At 59.4% G+C, this 17827-nt stretch carries 16 protein-coding genes and 3 pseudogenes; 5 read left to right on the top strand and 14 right to left on the bottom strand.

Annotated elements, in window-relative coordinates:
• The first annotated feature begins 8 nt into the window (after positions 1-8).
• Genes ACZ1HM_RS10795 through gluQRS form a run of 3 tightly spaced genes read left to right on the top strand, consistent with a single transcriptional unit; the run spans position 9 to position 1490 of the window.
• Positions 9-467: a class I SAM-dependent DNA methyltransferase gene (locus ACZ1HM_RS10795; RefSeq protein ID WP_472742776.1), complete on the top strand. Its 459-nt coding sequence runs from the start codon at positions 9-11 to the stop codon at positions 465-467.
• Entirely contained in the window at positions 424-615 is a 192-nt protein-coding gene (locus ACZ1HM_RS10790) for a hypothetical protein (protein ID WP_472742775.1), read from the top strand. Before ACZ1HM_RS10795 ends, ACZ1HM_RS10790 begins: the two co-directional genes overlap by 44 nt.
• A complete protein-coding gene (gene gluQRS / locus ACZ1HM_RS10785; RefSeq protein ID WP_472742774.1) occupies positions 612-1490 on the top strand; it encodes a tRNA glutamyl-Q(34) synthetase GluQRS in 879 nt (292 codons plus the stop codon). The genes ACZ1HM_RS10790 and gluQRS overlap by 4 nt, the downstream gene beginning before the upstream one ends.
• Positions 1491-1512: 22 nt before the next feature.
• Here gluQRS and hisI read toward each other — a convergent pair whose 3' ends face one another.
• Entirely contained in the window at positions 1513-1872 is a 360-nt protein-coding gene (gene hisI / locus ACZ1HM_RS10780; RefSeq protein ID WP_472742773.1) for a phosphoribosyl-AMP cyclohydrolase, read from the bottom strand.
• Between the two features lie 76 nt (positions 1873-1948).
• Here hisI and ACZ1HM_RS10775 point away from each other — a divergent pair, with 76 nt between their 5' ends.
• The gene (locus ACZ1HM_RS10775; protein ID WP_472742772.1) at positions 1949-2419 is read left to right on the top strand and encodes an iron-sulfur cluster assembly scaffold protein; all 471 of its coding nucleotides are present in this window, start codon (positions 1949-1951) and stop codon (positions 2417-2419) included.
• Between the two features lie 499 nt (positions 2420-2918).
• On the opposite strand, the gene ACZ1HM_RS10770 is transcribed toward ACZ1HM_RS10775, so the two are convergent.
• The 5 genes and pseudogenes from ACZ1HM_RS10770 to sciP all read right to left on the bottom strand — a co-directional run bounded on the left by ACZ1HM_RS10770 (position 2919) and on the right by sciP (position 8531).
• Positions 2919-3047, bottom strand: coding sequence for a hypothetical protein (locus ACZ1HM_RS10770; RefSeq protein WP_472742771.1), 129 nt, complete (start codon positions 3045-3047; stop codon positions 2919-2921).
• Positions 3048-3144: 97 nt separating this feature from the next.
• A pseudogene (gene recG / locus ACZ1HM_RS10765) lies at positions 3145-5233 on the bottom strand (ATP-dependent DNA helicase RecG).
• On the bottom strand, positions 5230-7350 hold the full coding sequence (gene ligA, locus ACZ1HM_RS10760; protein WP_472742770.1) for an NAD-dependent DNA ligase LigA: 2121 nt from the start codon (positions 7348-7350) through the stop codon (positions 5230-5232). Before ligA ends, recG begins: the two are co-directional and overlap by 4 nt.
• A 101-nt stretch (positions 7351-7451) precedes the next feature.
• Entirely contained in the window at positions 7452-8159 is a 708-nt protein-coding gene (gene ctrA, locus ACZ1HM_RS10755; RefSeq protein WP_472742769.1) for a response regulator transcription factor CtrA, read from the bottom strand.
• A gap of 93 nt (positions 8160-8252) precedes the next feature.
• Positions 8253-8531, bottom strand: coding sequence for a CtrA inhibitor SciP (sciP, locus tag ACZ1HM_RS10750; protein WP_472742768.1), 279 nt, complete (start codon positions 8529-8531; stop codon positions 8253-8255).
• 124 nt (positions 8532-8655) lie between these two features.
• On the opposite strand from sciP, the gene mnmA reads away from it, so the two are divergent.
• Positions 8656-9798: a tRNA 2-thiouridine(34) synthase MnmA gene (gene mnmA / locus ACZ1HM_RS10745; RefSeq protein WP_472742767.1), complete on the top strand. Its 1143-nt coding sequence runs from the start codon at positions 8656-8658 to the stop codon at positions 9796-9798.
• Positions 9799-9884: 86 nt separating this feature from the next.
• On the opposite strand, the gene lpxB is transcribed toward mnmA, so the two are convergent.
• The 8 genes and pseudogenes from lpxB to rseP form a co-directional block, all read right to left on the bottom strand.
• Positions 9885-11042: a lipid-A-disaccharide synthase gene (gene lpxB / locus ACZ1HM_RS10740; protein ID WP_472744601.1), complete on the bottom strand. Its 1158-nt coding sequence runs from the start codon at positions 11040-11042 to the stop codon at positions 9885-9887.
• Between the two features lie 30 nt (positions 11043-11072).
• Positions 11073-11837, bottom strand: a pseudogene (locus tag ACZ1HM_RS10735) (LpxI family protein); the annotation flags it as partial.
• On the bottom strand, positions 11834-12616 hold the full coding sequence (gene lpxA / locus ACZ1HM_RS10730) for an acyl-ACP--UDP-N-acetylglucosamine O-acyltransferase (protein ID WP_472742766.1): 783 nt from the start codon (positions 12614-12616) through the stop codon (positions 11834-11836). The gene lpxA and the pseudogene ACZ1HM_RS10735, both read right to left, overlap by 4 nt.
• Positions 12613-13074 (bottom strand): 3-hydroxyacyl-ACP dehydratase FabZ, encoded by a 462-nt coding sequence (gene fabZ, locus ACZ1HM_RS10725; RefSeq protein WP_472742765.1) that lies wholly within the window; start codon positions 13072-13074, stop codon positions 12613-12615. Before fabZ ends, lpxA begins: the two co-directional genes overlap by 4 nt.
• A gap of 64 nt (positions 13075-13138) precedes the next feature.
• Positions 13139-13699, bottom strand: a complete 561-nt coding sequence (locus ACZ1HM_RS10720; protein WP_472742764.1) for an OmpH/Skp family outer membrane protein — start codon at positions 13697-13699, stop codon at positions 13139-13141.
• Positions 13700-13703: 4 nt separating this feature from the next.
• On the bottom strand, positions 13704-16013 hold the full coding sequence (gene bamA / locus ACZ1HM_RS10715) for an outer membrane protein assembly factor BamA (protein ID WP_472742763.1): 2310 nt from the start codon (positions 16011-16013) through the stop codon (positions 13704-13706).
• 201 nt (positions 16014-16214) lie between these two features.
• A complete protein-coding gene (locus tag ACZ1HM_RS10710; RefSeq protein WP_472742762.1) occupies positions 16215-16340 on the bottom strand; it encodes a hypothetical protein in 126 nt (41 codons plus the stop codon).
• 144 nt (positions 16341-16484) lie between these two features.
• Positions 16485-17827 (bottom strand): annotated as a pseudogene (gene rseP / locus ACZ1HM_RS10705) (RIP metalloprotease RseP).

The raw sequence follows: 17827 nt of genomic DNA, 5'->3' as shown, positions 1-17827 counted from the left end.
CTGCGGGCATGAGCGATACTTTTCTAGACAAAGTCTATGCCGCACGCGGCGAGGACGAGACGCGTGACATCTACGATGCCTGGGCAGCAAGCTATGAAGCTGAGGTGGCCAAAAACGGCTATGTGACACCGGGACGTTGCGCCAATGCGCTGGCCAGCGTGACCGAAGACATGGCCGCCCCGGTGCTGGATTTCGGCTGTGGCACGGGGCTTTCCGGTCTGGCCCTGAAACTGGCCGGGTTTAGCACCATCGACGGCGTGGATCTTTCAGCGGAAATGCTGGCTCAGGCCGCTGACAAAGGGGTCTACCGGAACACCCGGCAAGTCTCAGGCGACACAGGGGTAGACGGGGGGCTATCCTGCCATCGCTGCCATCGGCGTCATCGGATCCGGCGCCGCGCCCATCTCAGTGCTGGATACCTTAATGGAGGCCCTCCCGTCGGGCGGGCGGCTGGTGTTTTCGTTTAACGATCACACGCTCGAAGACCCGGTGCATGAGGCGCGCGTCAATGAATGGGTGGATGGCGGTGCCGCACGGCTGATCTTTCGCGAACGCGGCGATCATTTGCCAGGCCTTGGGATGATGTCGAACGTCTATATCCTTGAAAAAGCGTGACATTCCGCACCCGTTTCGCCCCGTCCCCCACAGGCCCACTGCACCTTGGCCACGCCTTTTCGGCGCTGACGGCCTATGATCTGGCACAAGCGCAGGGCGGCACCTTCGTGTTGCGGATCGAAGACATCGACCAAAGCCGCGCCCGAGACAAGTGGGAGGCGCAAATCTACGACGATCTGGCCTGGTTGGGGTTGGATTGGCCCAAACCCGTCATGCGCCAGTCAGATCGTTTGCCTCAGTACGCCGCGGCACTGGCGCAGCTTTGGGACAGCGGCGTTCTTTTTGCCTGCAGCTGTTCGCGGCGCGACATCGCTGAGGCGGCCAGCGCCCCCCAAGAAGGCGGCGGCGCGCTCATCGGACCGGACGGTGTGGTCTATCCCGGCACCTGTTACGGCCAGGACAAAGCAACCCTTGGAGGGACGCCGCCCCCAGACACCGCCCTGCGCCTCAAGATCGCGGAGGCCGTGGCCCGCACGTCCCAAGACGGCCTTTTTGAATTCACCGAAACCGGTGCCGGACCTGAAGGGCAATCAGAGACGATCCGTTTTACTGCCCAGGAGGTGATCAAAGAAATCGGCGATGTGGTACTGGCACGCCGCGACATGGGCACCTCTTATCATCTGTCGGTGGTGCTGGATGACGCCGCCCAAGGCATCACCCAAGTGGTGCGCGGCGCGGACCTGTTTGAAGCCACCAAGATCCATGTGGTCCTGCAACGTCTGCTGGGCCTGCCCACGCCGGTCTATCACCACCACAGACTGATCCGAGATGACAGGGGCCAACGGCTGGCCAAACGGCAAGACGCTCAGGCCATCGCGCTTTACCGCGACCAAGGCATGACGCCGAAGGATCTTGCAATCCTATTAAATATTTGAGGCAAAAACCTCAGGTATCACCTTAAGTAGGTGCAGGCAAAAGTTCCACCACCTCGCCGCCATCCACAGCCCGGTAAAAACAATGCCTGCGGCCCGTGTGACAGGCCGGACCTGTTTGGTCCACCAGGATCAACAGACAATCCTGATCACAATCAAACCGGAACTCCACAAGCCGCTGCAGATGGCCGCTTGTCTCTCCCTTTACCCAAAAACTCTGGCGTGAACGGCTCCAATAGGTCACTTTACCCGTCTGCAGCGTTCGTGCGATGCTCTCTGCATTCATCCAGGCCAGCATAAGCACCTCTTTGCTGGTCGCATCTTGCGCAATCGCTGGGATCAGCCCGGCGTCATTGTAGGTCAATTGAGAAGGGTCAAAAGCCATCCCGCTGCTCCGTTTGAAAAGTTTGCATCTCGCCTTGGGAAGGTTATGTAAGCAATATCTTGCAAAGGAAACAGTGATGTCCGCTGAAACCGATCTGATCAAGCTCTATTCCTCGCGCATCCTGGCGCTGGCGTCAGATATCCCGCATCAAGGCCGGCTGGAGACCCCAGATGCCACCGCCAAACGCCGCTCCCCGCTGTGCGGCTCTGCGGTGACGGCGGATGTGGTTGTGGCAAACGGACGTCTGATGGATTTGGGCCAAGACGTCAAAGCCTGCGCCTTGGGCCAGGCGGCAGCAGCCGTTGCCGGCGCTGCGGCTGTGGGTGCGACATTGGACGACATCACAACGGCCCGAAATCAGCTTTTTGCCATGCTCAAGGGCGGCGGCCCGGTGCCGGATGCCCCTTTTGACGGCTTCGAAGTCCTGAAACCCGCGGTCGATTACAAGAACCGCCATGCCTCCATCATGCTGAGCCTTGAGGCGATTGTGGAGGCGATGGAAGCTGCCGGCACCCAAAAAGACACCGTGCACCTGCGCGAAGTCTAGCGCAGGAAACTGCGCCGACCAGCGCGCCACGGGTAAAGCAACTGCCAGCCGCACGCCCGCAACCGGTCCGCGCCTCTCACCCAACACTCCGACACGCCCAAGCCATCACCTGCCATCCACAGCTTTTCGCATCGAACTTGAGGCACCCAAGACAACCTCTCGCGTTCGAGCATAAAACCGCCAAAACGTGAGGCAAGTATAACACCAGGCCCCCCAGGCACCCGCGCGCCAGGGGGCTTCATCTTTCCAACTACACCTCCGGGGAGACGACCTTTGGTCGTCGGGGCAGAGCCCCTTCCCCCTCTCCCCAAAACACACCCACAGCAAAAAAAACGCCGCACATCCAAGTGGATGGCGGCGCAAGGAAAGCGTCTCTTATGTGGGACCCGTCTGGTCCTTGGGTGGGAACCCGGCACCGATCAAGGACAGGCAGTGTCAGTCGGCAGCATCATTTGGGACGGATGCAACGAACCAGACGGCATAAGATCGCAGGCAGAAATCACATAAACGCAGGCAGATAAAGACCAACGACCAACATCACGATCAGGGCTGCTGCCCCCAGCGCATCTTGCAACAGCGTGTCCTGGGACCGTACTGCGATGGCTTTGAGTGTTTTGAGCGTTGTCATAGGTGCCTCCGTTCTTGTTGCCGCTTTGTTCTCATTTTGAGCCGCCCATGTAAAGAACTTTTTGAGAACAAACGTGAACAAAATGTTCATGCCGGATCTAACCCACTGAAATCAAACGAATTGCCTCATCCTGCCGCATCAGCCACAATAGCATGCGTGCCGCCTGGCCCTCGGCCCTTGCAGGCCCGGATCATCCGCCAACAGCGCACGGGCATCCGTTTGTGCGGTGGCCATCAGCCCCGCCTGCCGCTCCAGATCGGCAACGCGGAACCGAGGCACACCAGATTGCGCCGTGCCAATAAGATCGCCGGTGCCGCGCATCTTCAGATCCGTTTCAGCAATGACAAAACCGTCTTCCGTTTCGCGCAGAACCTCTAGGCGCTGTTTGCCTGTCTCACTTAAGGGATGCTGATACATCAGCAAACAGGTGGAGGCGCCAGAGCCCCGTCCGACCCTCCCGCGCAATTGGTGCAACTGCGCCAGACCAAATGTTTCGGCCCGTTCAATCACCATGATCGTGGCATTGGGCACATCGACGCCAACCTCAATCACGGTGGTGGCCACCAACACTTGGGTCTCACCGGATTGAAACGCGCGCATCGCGGCATCTTTTTCGCTGGGCGGCATCTGGCCATGGACCAGCCCCACCACCCCTTCGCCCAAAGCAGCCCGCAAACGTTTAAAGCGGTCCTCAGCCGCGATCAGATCACTGACCTCGCTTTCCTCCACCAGCGGGCAGACCCAGTAACACTGCCGCCCCTCTGCAATCGCCGCACGCAGCCGGTCAATGACCTGATCCAAGCGGTCCGCCCGGATGAGCGCCGTTTTGATAGGCTGCCGCCCGGGGGCTTTTCATCCAGGATCGACACGTCCATATCGCCGTATTGCGCCAAGGCGAGCGAGCGTGGGATCGGCGTGGCCGTCATCACCAAGACATCTGCGCGGTCCCCTTTTTGACCCAGCTCCAACCGTTGCCTGACCCCAAAGCGGTGTTGTTCATCCACCACCGCCAGGCGCAGATCAGCAAAGGCAACATCGGCTTGGAACACCGCGTGGGTGCCCACCAGAATATGGATGTTGCCCGCGGCCAAAGCGGCCAGTTTTGCCTTACGTTCACTGCCCTTGTCACGGCCTGTCAGGATCTCCAGCACCACGCCTGCTTCATCGGCCAGTGGCCTCAGACCCTGAAGGTGTTGGCGGGCCAGAATTTCCGTGGGTGCCATCAAAACGCCCTGCCCGCCAGCCTCAACCGCGCGCAGCAGCGCCATCAGCGCCACGAGCGTTTTGCCCGCCCCCACGTCCCCCTGCAACAGGCGGTTCATCCGTTGATCGCTGGCCATATCTGCCGTGATTTCTGCAACGGCGCGGGTCTGCGCGCCGGTGGGCTTATAGGGCAGCGAGGCCAACACGCGGCCTTGCAAACGGCCATCCCCCTTGCTGCTGCGCCCCTTCTTGCGGCGCTCTTGCTGGCGGGCCAGTGCGAGCGTGATCTGATGGGCAAAAAGCTCATCATAGGCCAGCCGTTCGCGCGCTTTGGCGGTGGGCGAGATGTCTTTCAAGCTGGTAGGCCGGTGGGCCGCAGCAAGCGCATCTGCAAAGCTGGGCCAGGCAGATTGCGCCTTTTGGTTGGGGTCAATCCATTCGTCAAAGTCGGGCACGCGGGTCAGCGCGCCGCGCGTGGCCTTGAACATCAGCTTCTGCGTCACACCGCTGGTCAGCGGATAGACCGGCTCAAAAGGTGGGATGCTGCCTGCGTCCTCTTCGGGTACTGAAAAGTCGGGGTGGACCATCTGCGCCACCCCATCAAAAAGCTCTACCCGGCCTGACACCACACGGCGGGATCCTTCGGGCAGTTGCCGTTGCAAATAATCCCCCCGGGCATGGAAATAAACGAGTTGAAAGCTCGTTTGTGCATCTTCCACATGAATACGGTAGGCCCCGCCCCGGTTACGTGCGGGCCGGTGCGTGCCGACCGTGACAGCAACCGTCAGCGTGTCTGGCAACAGCGCGTCCATAACGCTGTCGCGGCGGCTGCGGTCGATGCCGGAATGGGGCAAGGTAAACAGAAGATCACGTGGCGCTGTAACGGCAAGCTGGGCAAAATGCTGGGCCGTCTTGGGGCCCACCCCCTCTAACGTGTCAAGCCCGGCAAAAAGCGGGAACAGGGCTTCGGGCCGCTGGCTCATGCCCCGTCAATCAGACGCAACCAGCCGTCTTCGTCCAGCGTTTCAATGCCCAGATCTGCGGCCTTTTTGGCCTTGGACCCCGCCCCCGGCCCCGCAACAAGAATGTCCGTTTTCGCACTGACAGAGCCTGAGACCTTGGCCCCCAGCCGTTCTGCGCGGGCCTTCGCCTCAGCGCGGGTCATTTGCGTCAGGGTCCCTGTGAACACCACGGTTTTGCCCGCAACCGGGCTGCCTGAGGTATCGGCGCGTTTGGCGTCCTGCACCTCAAGTGCCGCCAAAAGCCGGGTAATGGAGGCGCGTTCTTTCTCTTCTGCAAAGGCGGCGGTGAGGGATGTGGCCATCACGGTGCCGACGCCATCAATGCTGATCAGGTCTTCCCAGGCGGGGCCTTCTTGTGTCGCGGCCTCTTGCATGGCTTCTGCAAAGATGGGCCAGCTGCCGTAGTGCAGCGCAATGAGGTTTGATGCAGCCTCTCCGACGTGGCGGATACCAAGGGCAAAGATCAAGCGGCCAAATGCGATCTTTCGTTTTTCATCAATAGCCTGGAAGAGGTTGTTGGCGGATTTTTCGCCCCAGCCTTCGCGGTTTTTCAGCTGCTGGATGCCGCTCCCATAGCGTTCGCGCAGCGTGAAAATATCCGCAGGCTCCGCGATCCAGCCATCGGCATAGAATTGTTCAACCTGTTTTGCCCCCAGCCCTTCGATGTCAAAGGCCGCGCGGGACACGAAGTGTTTTAGCTTTTCCACCGCCTGTGCGGGGCAGATCAACCCGCCTGAGCACCGCCGCACGGCATCGCCCGGCTCCCGCACCGCATGGCTGCCGCATTCGGGGCAGGTGTCGGGGAAGACAAAGGGGACGGCATCTGCGGGCCGCTTGCTCAGATCAACATCGGCGATTTTCGGGATGACATCGCCTGCGCGGTAGACCTGCACCCAGTCGCCCACGCGAATGTCCTTGCCGCCGCGGATTTCAGCGCCCTTGCTGTCGAGACCCGCGATATAATCCTCATTGTGCAGCGTCGCGTTGGACACCACGACCCCACCGACAGTCACCGGTTGCAGGCGCGCCACGGGTGACAGCGCCCCTGTCCGCCCCACCTGAATGTCGATGCCTTCCAGCCAGGTCCAGGCAAGTTCAGCCGCGAATTTATGCGCCACGGCCCAACGTGGTGTGGTTGAGCGAAAGCCAAGCCGGTCTTGCAGCGCAAGATCGTTAACCTTGTAGACAACGCCGTCGATATCATAGCCCAAAGTGGCGCGTTGTTCTTCAATTTTGGCATAATGGGCCAGCAGCGCGCTTGGGCCGTCGCAGAGCGCAGTGAGCGGGTTGGTCTGAAAGCCCAGATCGCCCAAGCGCGCGATGGCGCCATGCTGCGTTGTCGCAAGTGGATCTGACAGCGCGCCCCAGGCGTAGGCAAAGAACCGCAAGGGCCGAGATTTGGTTATGCTGCTGTCCAATTGGCGCAGCGATCCAGCGGCGGCGTTGCGGGGGTTGGCGAAGGTTTTGCCGCCTGCCGCTGTTTGGCGATCGTTGAGCGCCTCAAAATCGCTGTGGCTCATATAGACTTCGCCGCGCACTTCCAGCACCTCTGGCGCACCGATGAGCGTTTCGGGGATGTCATCCACCGTGCGGGCGTTGGCGGTTACATTCTCGCCCACCGCGCCATCGCCGCGGGTGGCGGCATAAACCAGTTTGCCGCCTTCATAGCGTAGGGACAATGACAGCCCGTCAATCTTGGGCTCCGCTGTGTAGTTCAGCTCAGCGTCAGCCGGCAGGCCCAGATATTTGCGGATGCGGGTGTCGAATTCTGTGACGTCTTCGGCATCAAAGGCATTGGACAGCGACAGCATTGCCACTTCGTGGGTGATTTTGGAAAACCCCTCAGCAGGGGCGGCACCCACCTGTTCACTTGGGCTGTCGCTGCGTTTAAGCGCGGGAAAGGCGGTTTCAATCTCTGCATTGCGGCGCTTGAGCAGATCATAGGTCGCGTCGTCAATCTGGGGCGCGTCATCTGCATGATAGGCCGTGTTTGCGCTGGCCAACAATTTGGCCAAACGCGCCAGTTCATCCTTGGCCTGATCTTCTGTGAGCGCCCCCACGGCGACGTCTGCAGTCATGCGCCCTGCCCCATTCTTGGCTTTTCAGCTGTCTCAAAACCAAGAGATAGGTTGCCGGGCAGAAGAGGTCTAGCGCGATTTCGTCAAAGGCCGCCCTGCCGCTATCCTGTCGCCGCCAGGTCCATCACAGCAGGCTCAGGATCACGCAGGACATAACCCCGCCCCCAAACCGTTTCGATGTAATTTTCGCCACCCGTTGCATTGCTGAGCTTTTTGCGAAGCTTGCAAATGAAGACGTCGATAATCTTCAACTCAGGCTCATCCATGCCGCCATACAGATGGTTGAGGAACATTTCTTTCGTTAAGGTTGTACCCTTGCGTAGGGATAACAACTCTAACATCTGGTATTCCTTACCGGTAAGATGCACGGATTGGTTGTTTACACTGACAGTTTTGGCATCAAGGTTCACCGCGATCTGCCCTGTCTCAATCACGGATTGAGAATGCCCTTTCGACCGCCGGATGATGGCGTGGATACGGGCCACCAGTTCTTCGCGATGGAAGGGTTTTGTGAGATAGTCATCGGCACCAAAGCCAAAACCCTTGATCTTGCTTTCGGTATCATCGGACCCGGACAAAATCAGGATCGGCGTCTCAATACGGCTTAACCGCAATTGGCGCAGAACCTCGTGCCCGTTCATATCAGGCAGGTCCAGATCGAGTAATATCAGATCGTAGTCGTACAGTTTCGCCAGATCGATGCCTTCTTCACCAAGGTCTGTTGCATAGACGTTAAGGTTTGCATGGGTCAGCATCAATTCAATGCTGCGCGAGGTCGTTGGGTCGTCTTCTACAAGCAGAACGCGCATTCACATCCTCCGGATCGTCGTTGCGTATGGGACTGGATCGTGAACAAAAAAGTTAATCACTCGTTACTCTGTGAATAAAACTACGCCAGCAACTTAAGGTTGTCTATATTTTTGTAACGCAGTCGCTTTGAGCGCCCCCTCGCCATGCTCTGTCACGGCACGGACCCATTCCAAAAACTCATCCTCACTGATGTCATATCGCTTGAGCGCATCAGCCTGTGAAATCAGCCCATACACCACCCCGCGCACCACCGCCGCCTTGCGTGATGCCACCCAACGCCGGGTTGTCGCCTTGGGCAAATCGGCCTGGCTCATGATGCTGCCATCCGCCAAAGTGACCGACCGCGGGCCATCCACTTTCTTCAAATACATCCGTCTTTTCCTGCTCTCGTTTTGAGCGGAAACTGCATGCCGTGGCTTAACGCGCCATGAAGCTGGCCCTTGTGAGTAGTTAGGATTTTCTTATATTCCCACCCAAGACCTCCCGGAGCCCGATATGCCTCTTGATCAGACCCCACCGCTGAATTCGCTTGGCTTTGCCAAAGCCCCCGCTGACACCCGTGTCGTGGTGGCCATGTCAGGCGGTGTCGACAGCTCCGTTGTGGCGGCCATGCTGGCCGAGGAAGGCTATGACGTGGTCGGGGTCACGCTGCAGCTTTATGACCACGGGGCGGCGCTGGCCAAAAAGGGGGCCTGCTGTGCGGGTATTGATATCCACGACGCCCGGCGCGTGGCCGAGGACATGGGCTTTCCGCACTATGTTCTGGACTATGAAAATGTGTTTCAGGACGCGGTGATCGACGAATTTGCCGACAGCTATCTGGCTGGGGCCACGCCGGTGCCCTGCATCCGCTGCAATGAGCGGGTGAAATTCAAGGATCTGCTTGAGACGGCCAAGGATCTGGACGCCGATTGCATGGCCACTGGCCACTATATCCAACGCAAGATGGGGCCAGCGGGCCCTGAGTTGCATTGTGCAACCGATGCTGGCCGTGATCAGAGCTATTTTCTTTTTTCCACCACGCCAGAGCAGTTGTCGTTTCTGCGGTTTCCATTGGGCCATCTGCCTACCAAGGACGAAACACGCGCCTTGGCGGCCAAATACGGGCTGGGCGTGGCGATGAAGCCCGACAGCCAGGACATTTGTTTTGTGCCAAACGGGGATTATGCGTCGGTCATCCGCAAACTGCGTCCCGAGGCGGCAGATCCGGGGCAAATTGTGGATGTCGACGGCAACGTGTTGGGCCAACATGATGGCATCATCCATTACACCATCGGACAACGGCGCGGGCTGGGCATCGGCGGGCTAAGCGATCCGCTCTATGTCGTCAAACTGGATGCGGACCGCAAAGAGGTTATCGTAGGCCCCAAGGAAATGCTGGCCACACGCACCATCCCGGTCAAAGAGATCAATTGGCTGGGCGACGCGCCCCTGATGTCGCAAGAGGCCTGGCCGATGGCCGTCAAAGTCCGCTCCACCCGCCCGCCGCGCGAGGCGATTCTGCGCCCGCTGTCTGAGACGACGGCTGAGGTTGAGCTGTTGTCGCCTGAGGAAGGTGTCTCTCCTGGGCAGGCTTGCGTGTTTTATGATCCTGAAAGTCCGCGAATTTTCGGCGGTGGTTGGATTCACAAGGGCTGATGGTGCTGAGGCCCAGGCGGTGCCTCGGTGCAGTTGGATCGCCGCTGCTAAGATAAACGCACGCCCCAAAGCACTTAGCCCTGCGTTTAGCCCTCAAGCCCCTCCAGCACAGCCCGTGCGGCCCGCAAACCGGGCGCTTCGCCGCCCTGGCCAAGACGCTCCATGGTCAAAGCCATGGCCACGTCCTGCGCCTCCGGCTGATCCAAGACCTTTAGCACCTCGGTGGCGATGGGACCGGGGCGGCAATTGGCGCCGATGAATTCAGGCACGGCGCGGGTTTCCGACACCAGGTTGACCAAGGTCACCGTGTCCACCTTCACCATCCGGCCAATGATCTGCCGGCTCAGCCAACTCATATCATAGGCAATCACCATTGGGGTTTGGCTGGCTGCAAGCTCCAAGGACACGGTGCCAGATGCCGCCACGGCCACGTCTGCGGCGCGAAAGGCGGCGCGCTTTTCGGCGGCAGGATCGCTCACGGTTTCATCCAATGGGTTCAGGATAATGGGCGCCTCTGCCCAGTTCTGGGTCAACCGTCGCACCGCGCCCACAACCGGGGACGCCGCAGGGATCACCACGCGCACGGCGGGCCTGTCGCGTTGCAGCCGGGCGACCACTTGTTGAAAGACAGGGCCCAGGCGCGACACTTCGCTTTGGCGCGAGCCGGGCAAGATCAGCGCCAAGGGGGCTGTGCCCAGGCCATGCCGGTCGCGAAAGGCCTGCGCGTCAGCCTCTGAGGCGACGGGTTCGGCCACAACCGGATGCCCGACGAAATCACAACGCATCCCGGCGGCCTCCATATAGGGCGGCTCAAACGGCAAAAGCGCCAGCACCTGATCGACATAGCGCGCGATCTTTTGGGCACGGCCTGCGCGCCAGGCCCAGACGGTAGGGGCGACGTAGTGGACTGTTCTGATGTTGCTTTTGGCCTTTACGCGGCGCGCGACACGGAATGAAAAATCGGGGCTGTCGATTGTGATCAACACATCCGGGGCCATGTCGATGACCGCCTCTGCCGTTTCGTTGATCCGGGCCATCAACGCACGGTACTTTGGCAGGATCTCAGCCAGCCCCATCACGCTGAGCTCTGACATATCAAACCGGCTAACCAGCCCCTGAGACGCCATCTGCGGCCCCCCGACGCCTTCAAAGGTGACCTCCGGGGCCAGCGATTTCAATCCGGCCATCAAGGCCCCGCCCAGCTTGTCGCCAGACGGCTCTCCGGCCAGGATGAAAACCCTCACCCGGCCCCCGCGCCGGGCCCAAAGCACCAGGCCGAAGTCATCCGCCAGCGCTGCACAGCGCTCAGCCTCAAGGATGATCACGTCGCCCTCATCGACGATCACGCCCGCTAACCCTGCGGCATGGGCCGCTTTTATGGTGGCCGGACCAATGGTTGGCATATCAATTTCGCGGATCTGCCCCTGCTTGGGCCCTTTGCACAATACCGCCCGCATGCTGCCTGCGTTGGCGGGCAACGTGCTGAGCAAGTGATCGGTCCCGCCCATGGCCTCAATCCCCAAAACCTGGCCCGCCCCAATCACGCAGGCCTGCCCGATATCGAGCGGGGCAAGCCCTGCCAGAACCGCCTCACCGCGCGCGGCATCCTTGCGCATCTGCGCATCTGGCCAAGCCTCAGACAACACGCCCTGTTCGGCCACCAGATCCGGCAGCAACTCATCCGCGCCGACAACCTCAAATCCGGTTTGTTCAAAGATCTCTTTCAGGATCTGCAACGCGCCATTATCCCCTGCCGCCATCGCCTTTTGAAACAGCGGCACCAGCGGCAGTGTTTCCGCATCAAGCTTTGACGGATCTAAAGCGGGACGGTCAATTGCGCCGCAAAAACAAACCCTTGTGACGCCTTTCTCACCCAACTGAACCAGCAAGCTGCCCAAGGTTTCAAGCCGGTAAGTAACGTCGACCTTTACCTCATCAGGCAACATGCCGTCATAGCCGCAGATCAGCGGTGCCACCTCTTGCGCGGCGGCCACCTCAGCGGGCAGACGCCCTCGCCCTGCGATCAACGCAAGGCTCATTTCGGCGTCAGGAAATGGCGACCGGTATCGGCCATCACGAAGGCAACAATTTCGCGCACAGGGTCGCTTTCTGTTTCGTCGCCAAGGCGGCGGGCGCGGTCATGGAAGGTGCCTTCACCCTGTGCCAGCATCTGAAATGCCGCACGCAAAGCGGTGATGTCCGCCCGTGGCACGCCGCGCCGCTTGAGACCTACAAGGTTCAGGCCGTCCAACTCGCCCCGTGGAGCCTGCACCAGGCCGTAGGGGATCACATCATTTGTCACCATTGTCACAGCGCCGATGATGGCCCCCTGGCCGATCCGAACGAATTGGTGAATACCGGACAATCCACCGATGATCACGTCATCTTCGATGACACAATGCCCCGCCACAGCGGCTGAGTTCACGACAATCACCCGGTCCCCCAGATGCGCGTCATGTGCGATGTGACAGCCCGCCATGAAAAGCCCGTCATCGCCCACCTTGGTGACCCCGCCACCGCCTTCGGTGCCGCAGTTCATTGTCACATGCTCGCGAATGCGGTTGCGCTTGCCGATCACCAGCCGACTGGCTTCGCCCTTGAATTTCAAATCCTGAGGGATTTCGCCAATCACGGCAAAAGAGAAGATGATCGTGCCTTCGCCCACCTCCGTTTGCCCCGTGACAATGGCGTGGGATTTCAATTCCACATCCGCGTGCAAGACAACCTCAGGCCCCACCACACAGAACGGGCCTACCTTGGCGCTGGGATCTATTTGCGCGCCCTCTTCGATCACCGCGGAGGGATGAATGTTGCTCATTTTGGCAAATCCAACATCGCCATGAATTCCGCTTCGGCGGCCATCTCACCTTCAACCGTGGCCACGCCAGAGAAACGCCAGATCTTACCACCGGCCTTGCCGCGCAAGGTCTTAAGGTCCATGCGCAAGACATCGCCAGGGATCACTTTGCGGCGGAATTTGCATTTATCAATCGACATGAAATAGATCAGCATGTCCTGGTCCAACTGATCCAGCGCGACCCCCACCATGACGCCCGCGGTTTGGGCCATTGCCTCAACAATGGTGACGCCGGGCATGATGGGTGTGCCGGGAAAATGGCCCTGAAAGTGTGGCTCATTCATGGTGACATTCTTATAGCCAACGGCTGAATCTGTGCCGGTGATCTCTTCCACCTTATCGACCAGCAGAAACGGATAGCGGTGCGGCAGGATGCGCTGGATTGTCTGAATATCAGCGCGTTTCGTTTCTTGGCTCATGCGGAGTCCTTTTGTGTCTGTCATTTACAGGGCTAGCAATTTCACGAAGTACGGGCAACTGCGCTCAGTTCTTGCCGTCGCCCAATGTTGCATCCAGTAACGCAATCGCGTCATCCGTGATTTCGATGGCGGAGGCGCTGACAAAGACCGACCGCCGCTCAAGGATGACGGCTGCTTCTGCGTCCCGCATCAGGCGTTCCAGCACTGGGGCTGCGGCGTTCAGGAAAACCTCGCGCTCTTGATCCAGCAGGGAATTAAGCGCCCTGCCCTTGGCGGTTTGCTCCGCGCGTGTCTGCTGGACCTTGTCATCAAACGCATCTGCAAGGGCGCGAAAATCAGCGGGCGTCATGGTGGCCCGCATCTCTGTCAGCTCTTTTTCTTCGGCTTCAAGATCTGCTTCGATCTGACGGTTTTCCGCCGTCAACGCCGCACCTTGCGTCTCAATCTCATCCGCCACGCGGCGGCCAAAGGCGCTTTCGCGGAACATCCGTTCGGGATCGATTGTCAGCACCGGGCTGACAATCGTGCCTGTCTCAAGCGGGCCTGAGGCCTGCTGCGACAGCGCAGGCCCCGATAGAGCACAAAGTGCTGTCGCAAAAACGCAAGCGGCAAAGCGCCGGCGCATCAGATCAGAACTGCGTGCGCAGCGTGATCTCAAACGATTGCTCTTCGTCAAAGTCTTCGCTTTGCAACGCTTTGGAGAAGTTGAACTGCAGCGGCCCCACGGGGGTTTCCCAGAACAGCGACACGCCGACCACATGACGGAATGACCCGCCTTCGCCGACAATGTTGCCACCGCCCAAGTTCACGTCATCCAGGTCCCACAGGTTGCCCACGTCATAGAACACCCCGCCAGAGATGCCATATTCCTCAGGCAAGCCCAGCGGAAATTCAGCTTCAAACCGTGCCGCAAGATACAGGTTGCCACCCAGTGGGTCATTGGTATCCGTGCCGATGTCGCGAGGGCCGATGCCGCCGGGCTCAAACCCGCGAATGATCGACGGGCCAAGGATAAAGCGGTCAACAACGCGGTTTGTCCCGCTTTGCCAAGCCAGTGCGCCACCTTCCAATGTCGCCCGGAGGGTGACATCTTCGTTGAAGATCCGCTTTTCGCCGGTCACCTTTGCGACGGTTCTGATGAACTTGCTGTCACCGCCCAGGCCCGCAAAATCCTGGCTGAACTGGAACAAGACACCCGCAGTCGGATCAAGGCCCGTACGCCGCGTGTCATAGGTGTATTCATACCCGAGTGCCGAAGACCATTGCGCCCCCGAAGCGATGTCACCGCCAATGGTCGCCCCATGCTCAGCGGGGTCGCGCGCAACCATCTCAATTTCCTCTGCGGTATAGCGCAGCGACAAGCGGCCATTTTCGCTGACCGGGAAGGACAGCGACGGCTGGAACACCAGACGGTTGGTATCAAAAGAGGAGAAGGAGGAGTTGGTTTCGGCGTAGTCAATGTTGATGCCAAAGGCCAGATCACGGTCCATGACCGCAGGCTCAACGAAGTTGATGCCGTAACGTGTGGCATCCTCAGCCGTTGAGACCGACAGCGCCAGACGCTGGCCACGGCCCAGGAAGTTTTCCTCAGCAAAGCTGATCGCAACACCAAAGCCATCGTTGTTTGAGAACGATCCGCCAAAGTTCAGCGCGCCGGTGGGTTTTTCTTCGACGTCGACATCGACGACAACCTGTTCACCGCTGCTGCCTTCGCGTGCGTTGACCTCGGCCACCTCAAAATAATCAAGCGCGCGGATGCGTTCGGCGGCTTGGCGAATTTGGCGCGGGTTGAAGGGATCGCCCTCAACACTGTCAAACTGGCGCCGGATCACACGGTCCAGCGTGGTGGTGTTGCCCTCAATATCGATGCGCTCCACGAACACCCGTGGGCCGCGCGTGATGACATAGGTGACATCCAGGGTCAGATCGCGGTCATTGCGTTCCACACGCGGTTCTACGCGCATAAAGTCGATGCCATCGCGAATGGCTTGACGCTCCAACCGGGCGATGTCCTGCTCTACCAAAGTCGGCGAGTAAACGACGCCGGGGCGGACCTTGACAATCTTGCGATAAGCGTCCGCATCGACGCCTTGCATCTCAGAGACCAAATTGATCTCACCAAAGCGGAATTGCTGCCCTTCGATGATGTTGTAGGAGACAAAGAAACCGTCACGTTCCTCTGTCAGCTGGCCGTTAACGGCGGTTGTGCGCATGTCCACATAGCCGCGCGACAGATAGAAATCGCGCAGAAGCTGCTTGTCGACCTCAACCTGGCTTTCGCGGAAGGTGTCGCGGCCAATAAGACGCCGGAAAATGCCCGCCTGTTTGGTGCCCAGCACACGGCGCAGGCGCCGGTCAGAATACTGGCGGTTGCCGACAAAGCTCAGCCGTTCAATCTCAACGTTGTCGCCTTCGAAAATTTCAAAGATCAGGTCAACGCGGTTTTGATCCCGGCGGATGATGCGGGGCTGCACGCGGGCCGCGATGCGGCCTTCGTTGTTGTAGGCCTCGGCGATGGCGGCAGCGTCCTGTTCGGCCTGCGTTGGGTTGAACACCCGCCGCTCTGTTGAGCCGATCAGCGCTTCCAGCGCTTCGTCGTCAATGCGGCGGTTGCCTTCAAAGCGGACGCGGTTGACGGTTGGGAATTCCACAACCGTAATCACCAGCGTATTGCCGCGTGGCTCTACCTCAACACTTTCGAACAAACCTGAGCTTTGCAGGTTCTGCAAAGCGTCGTTTACCTGGCCCCCAGTGACCACCTGACCCCGGCTGATTCCAGCCTGTCTGATGATCGCACTGTCGCCAATACGCTCATTCCCGTTGATCTGAACCGCATTGAATTGGAACTGCTGGGCAAGGCCCTCTTGTGCAGGTGCCAACCAAGCAATTGATAACAATGCACAAACAGATGTGCTTCGCAGCATTTTCGCAATATTCATGGATCTGCCCTGATCATGGGGCGCAGCGCCCCAACCACCCAGTCTCATGGTTACAACCCACTCTTTTGACTTCGTTAAAGCCTGAGTAAGGAGGTTAGGCCTATTTGTCAAAACCACACACCGAAAAATGCCCAAGGCGGCCTTGGACATTTCAATGTGAAATCAAATGGTGACAGCGAATAAAGCGCCGATGGCCGCAGATTAAAGCGATCCCATAAAGGCAGCAGCTGACAATGCCAGCGCAATCGTGCCCACATAAAGCGCGCGATCCCAGTTGAGCACCATCAGAAGGCTCAGTCCGCGATATGAACTTTGAATGGCTTGCATGTGTACGTCCTCTTGCGTTCATGCAGTGAATACCAACCGTTTAGGGCACGATTTTGACGAATTGTGTCCGCTTTGTGGCAATCACGAAAAAAGAGCTGCCAAATCTCTCTGGCAGCTCTTTTTCTTTCGTTTTCCCAGTCCCGTTTACGGGCAGAAGATATCGTTTCCTAACGCAAAGATCATCAAGCCCAGCACCAAGGTCAGACCGATGGTCATCAGGATCTTTAGCGCGCTGTCGCTGGGTGGTTTGCCGGTCACGGCCTCATAGGCGTAAAACGTCAGGTGCCCACCATCCAGCGCCGGGATCGGGAAGAGGTTCAGCAGCCCGACAGCCGTGCTGAGCACCGCGATGAAATAGATGAAGGATTGCGCGCCTTGGCTTGCCATCGCACCACTGGCCTGAGCAATGCCAACAGGCCCGCTGAGGTTACAGGTGCTGATGTTGCCCACAATCATTTCGCGCAGGCCTGAGATGGAGCCGGTGATGATCCGCCAGGTGTTCTCCACCCCGCCAGAGAGCGCCTGACCGACGCTGGCCGTTTCGGTGGCAGGCTCAAACGCCGTGCCGCCCGCGATGCCAATGCGCAAGGCCCGCTTGAAAGAACCATCAGGCTGGGGTTCATCCACCGCCTTGGGTGTCATGGTGAATTCGAGCGTTTCGCCCGCACGCCAAACGCTGAGCGCAAGCGGGCGCCGTCTGAGCCTTCTACGGCGGCCTTAAGCTCTTTGAAGGCATAGATGTCCTGGCCATCAATACCCGTAATCACATCGCCGGGGCGCAGGCCCGCCTCAATCGCGGCGGACTGCGGCACAACGCGCAGTACCAGCGGCGGCAGGAAGTACGGCCCGTCAACAGACAGCTCTTGGCCATTGCGGTTCACATCGTAGCTGAGCGTTGGGCCCACCGGCAGATCAGCCAGGAAGGCCGAATAGGCCACATCATCCTGAGGAATGGCGACGCCATTGATGCCGCGGATCTCATCGCCGGCCTGCAGTTCATACCCAGCCGCGGGTAAAGTGCGCATCTCACCGACCGTCAGCGGATCGCGCGGCACGCCAGAGTTATAGGCTACGGCAAAGAAGATCGCGATGGACATCACGAAGTTGAACGCAGGTCCAGCCGCCACCGTCAGCGTGCGCGCCCAAAGCGGAGCGCCGTGCATGGTGTGGCGTGCAGCCTTGGTGCCTTCGACCGCTGCCATGGCTGCCACGTCTTTGCCGGAGGCTGCGTTGGCATCCCCGGCAAACTTCACGTATCCGCCAAACGGCAGGGCCGCGATTTGCCATTTGGTGCCGTGCCGGTCATCGCCTGACCACAGCACCGGGCCAAAGCCCAGCGAGAAGACATCCGCCTTGATCCCGCACCAGCGACCTACAATGTAATGGCCATACTCATGCACCGCCACGATCACGGACAAAGCGATGACAAAAGCCAGCAAAGTCCAGATCAGCCCGCCAAACTGCGGTAAAAGCCCTAAAACATCCAA

The organism is Sulfitobacter sp. GN1-4 (assembly GCF_055693825.1).
This window is presented reverse-complemented; position numbering and strand designations above follow the sequence as displayed.

Bases quoted from the DNA above. Each gene is read 5' to 3' on its own strand.
- ctrA (WP_472742769.1), bottom strand. From the start codon at position 8,159: ATGCGCGTTCTGCTTGTAGAAGACGACCCAACGACCTCGCGCAGCATT.
- bamA (WP_472742763.1), bottom strand. From the start codon at position 16,013: ATGAATATTGCGAAAATGCTGCGAAGCACATCTGTTTGTGCATTGTTA.
- mnmA (WP_472742767.1), top strand. From the start codon at position 8,656: ATGCCTCTTGATCAGACCCCACCGCTGAATTCGCTTGGCTTTGCCAAA.
- sciP (WP_472742768.1), bottom strand. From the start codon at position 8,531: ATGTATTTGAAGAAAGTGGATGGCCCGCGGTCGGTCACTTTGGCGGAT.
- ACZ1HM_RS10775 (WP_472742772.1), top strand. From the start codon at position 1,949: ATGTCCGCTGAAACCGATCTGATCAAGCTCTATTCCTCGCGCATCCTG.
- fabZ (WP_472742765.1), bottom strand. From the start codon at position 13,074: ATGAGCCAAGAAACGAAACGCGCTGATATTCAGACAATCCAGCGCATC.
- ACZ1HM_RS10795 (WP_472742776.1), top strand. From the start codon at position 9: ATGAGCGATACTTTTCTAGACAAAGTCTATGCCGCACGCGGCGAGGAC.
- ligA (WP_472742770.1), bottom strand. From the start codon at position 7,350: ATGACTGCAGACGTCGCCGTGGGGGCGCTCACAGAAGATCAGGCCAAG.
- lpxA (WP_472742766.1), bottom strand. From the start codon at position 12,616: ATGAGCAACATTCATCCCTCCGCGGTGATCGAAGAGGGCGCGCAAATA.
- ACZ1HM_RS10720 (WP_472742764.1), bottom strand. From the start codon at position 13,699: ATGCGCCGGCGCTTTGCCGCTTGCGTTTTTGCGACAGCACTTTGTGCT.
- ACZ1HM_RS10710 (WP_472742762.1), bottom strand. From the start codon at position 16,340: ATGCAAGCCATTCAAAGTTCATATCGCGGACTGAGCCTTCTGATGGTG.
- hisI (WP_472742773.1), bottom strand. From the start codon at position 1,872: ATGGCTTTTGACCCTTCTCAATTGACCTACAATGACGCCGGGCTGATC.
- ACZ1HM_RS10790 (WP_472742775.1), top strand. From the start codon at position 424: ATGGAGGCCCTCCCGTCGGGCGGGCGGCTGGTGTTTTCGTTTAACGAT.
- ACZ1HM_RS10770 (WP_472742771.1), bottom strand. From the start codon at position 3,047: ATGACAACGCTCAAAACACTCAAAGCCATCGCAGTACGGTCCCAGGAC.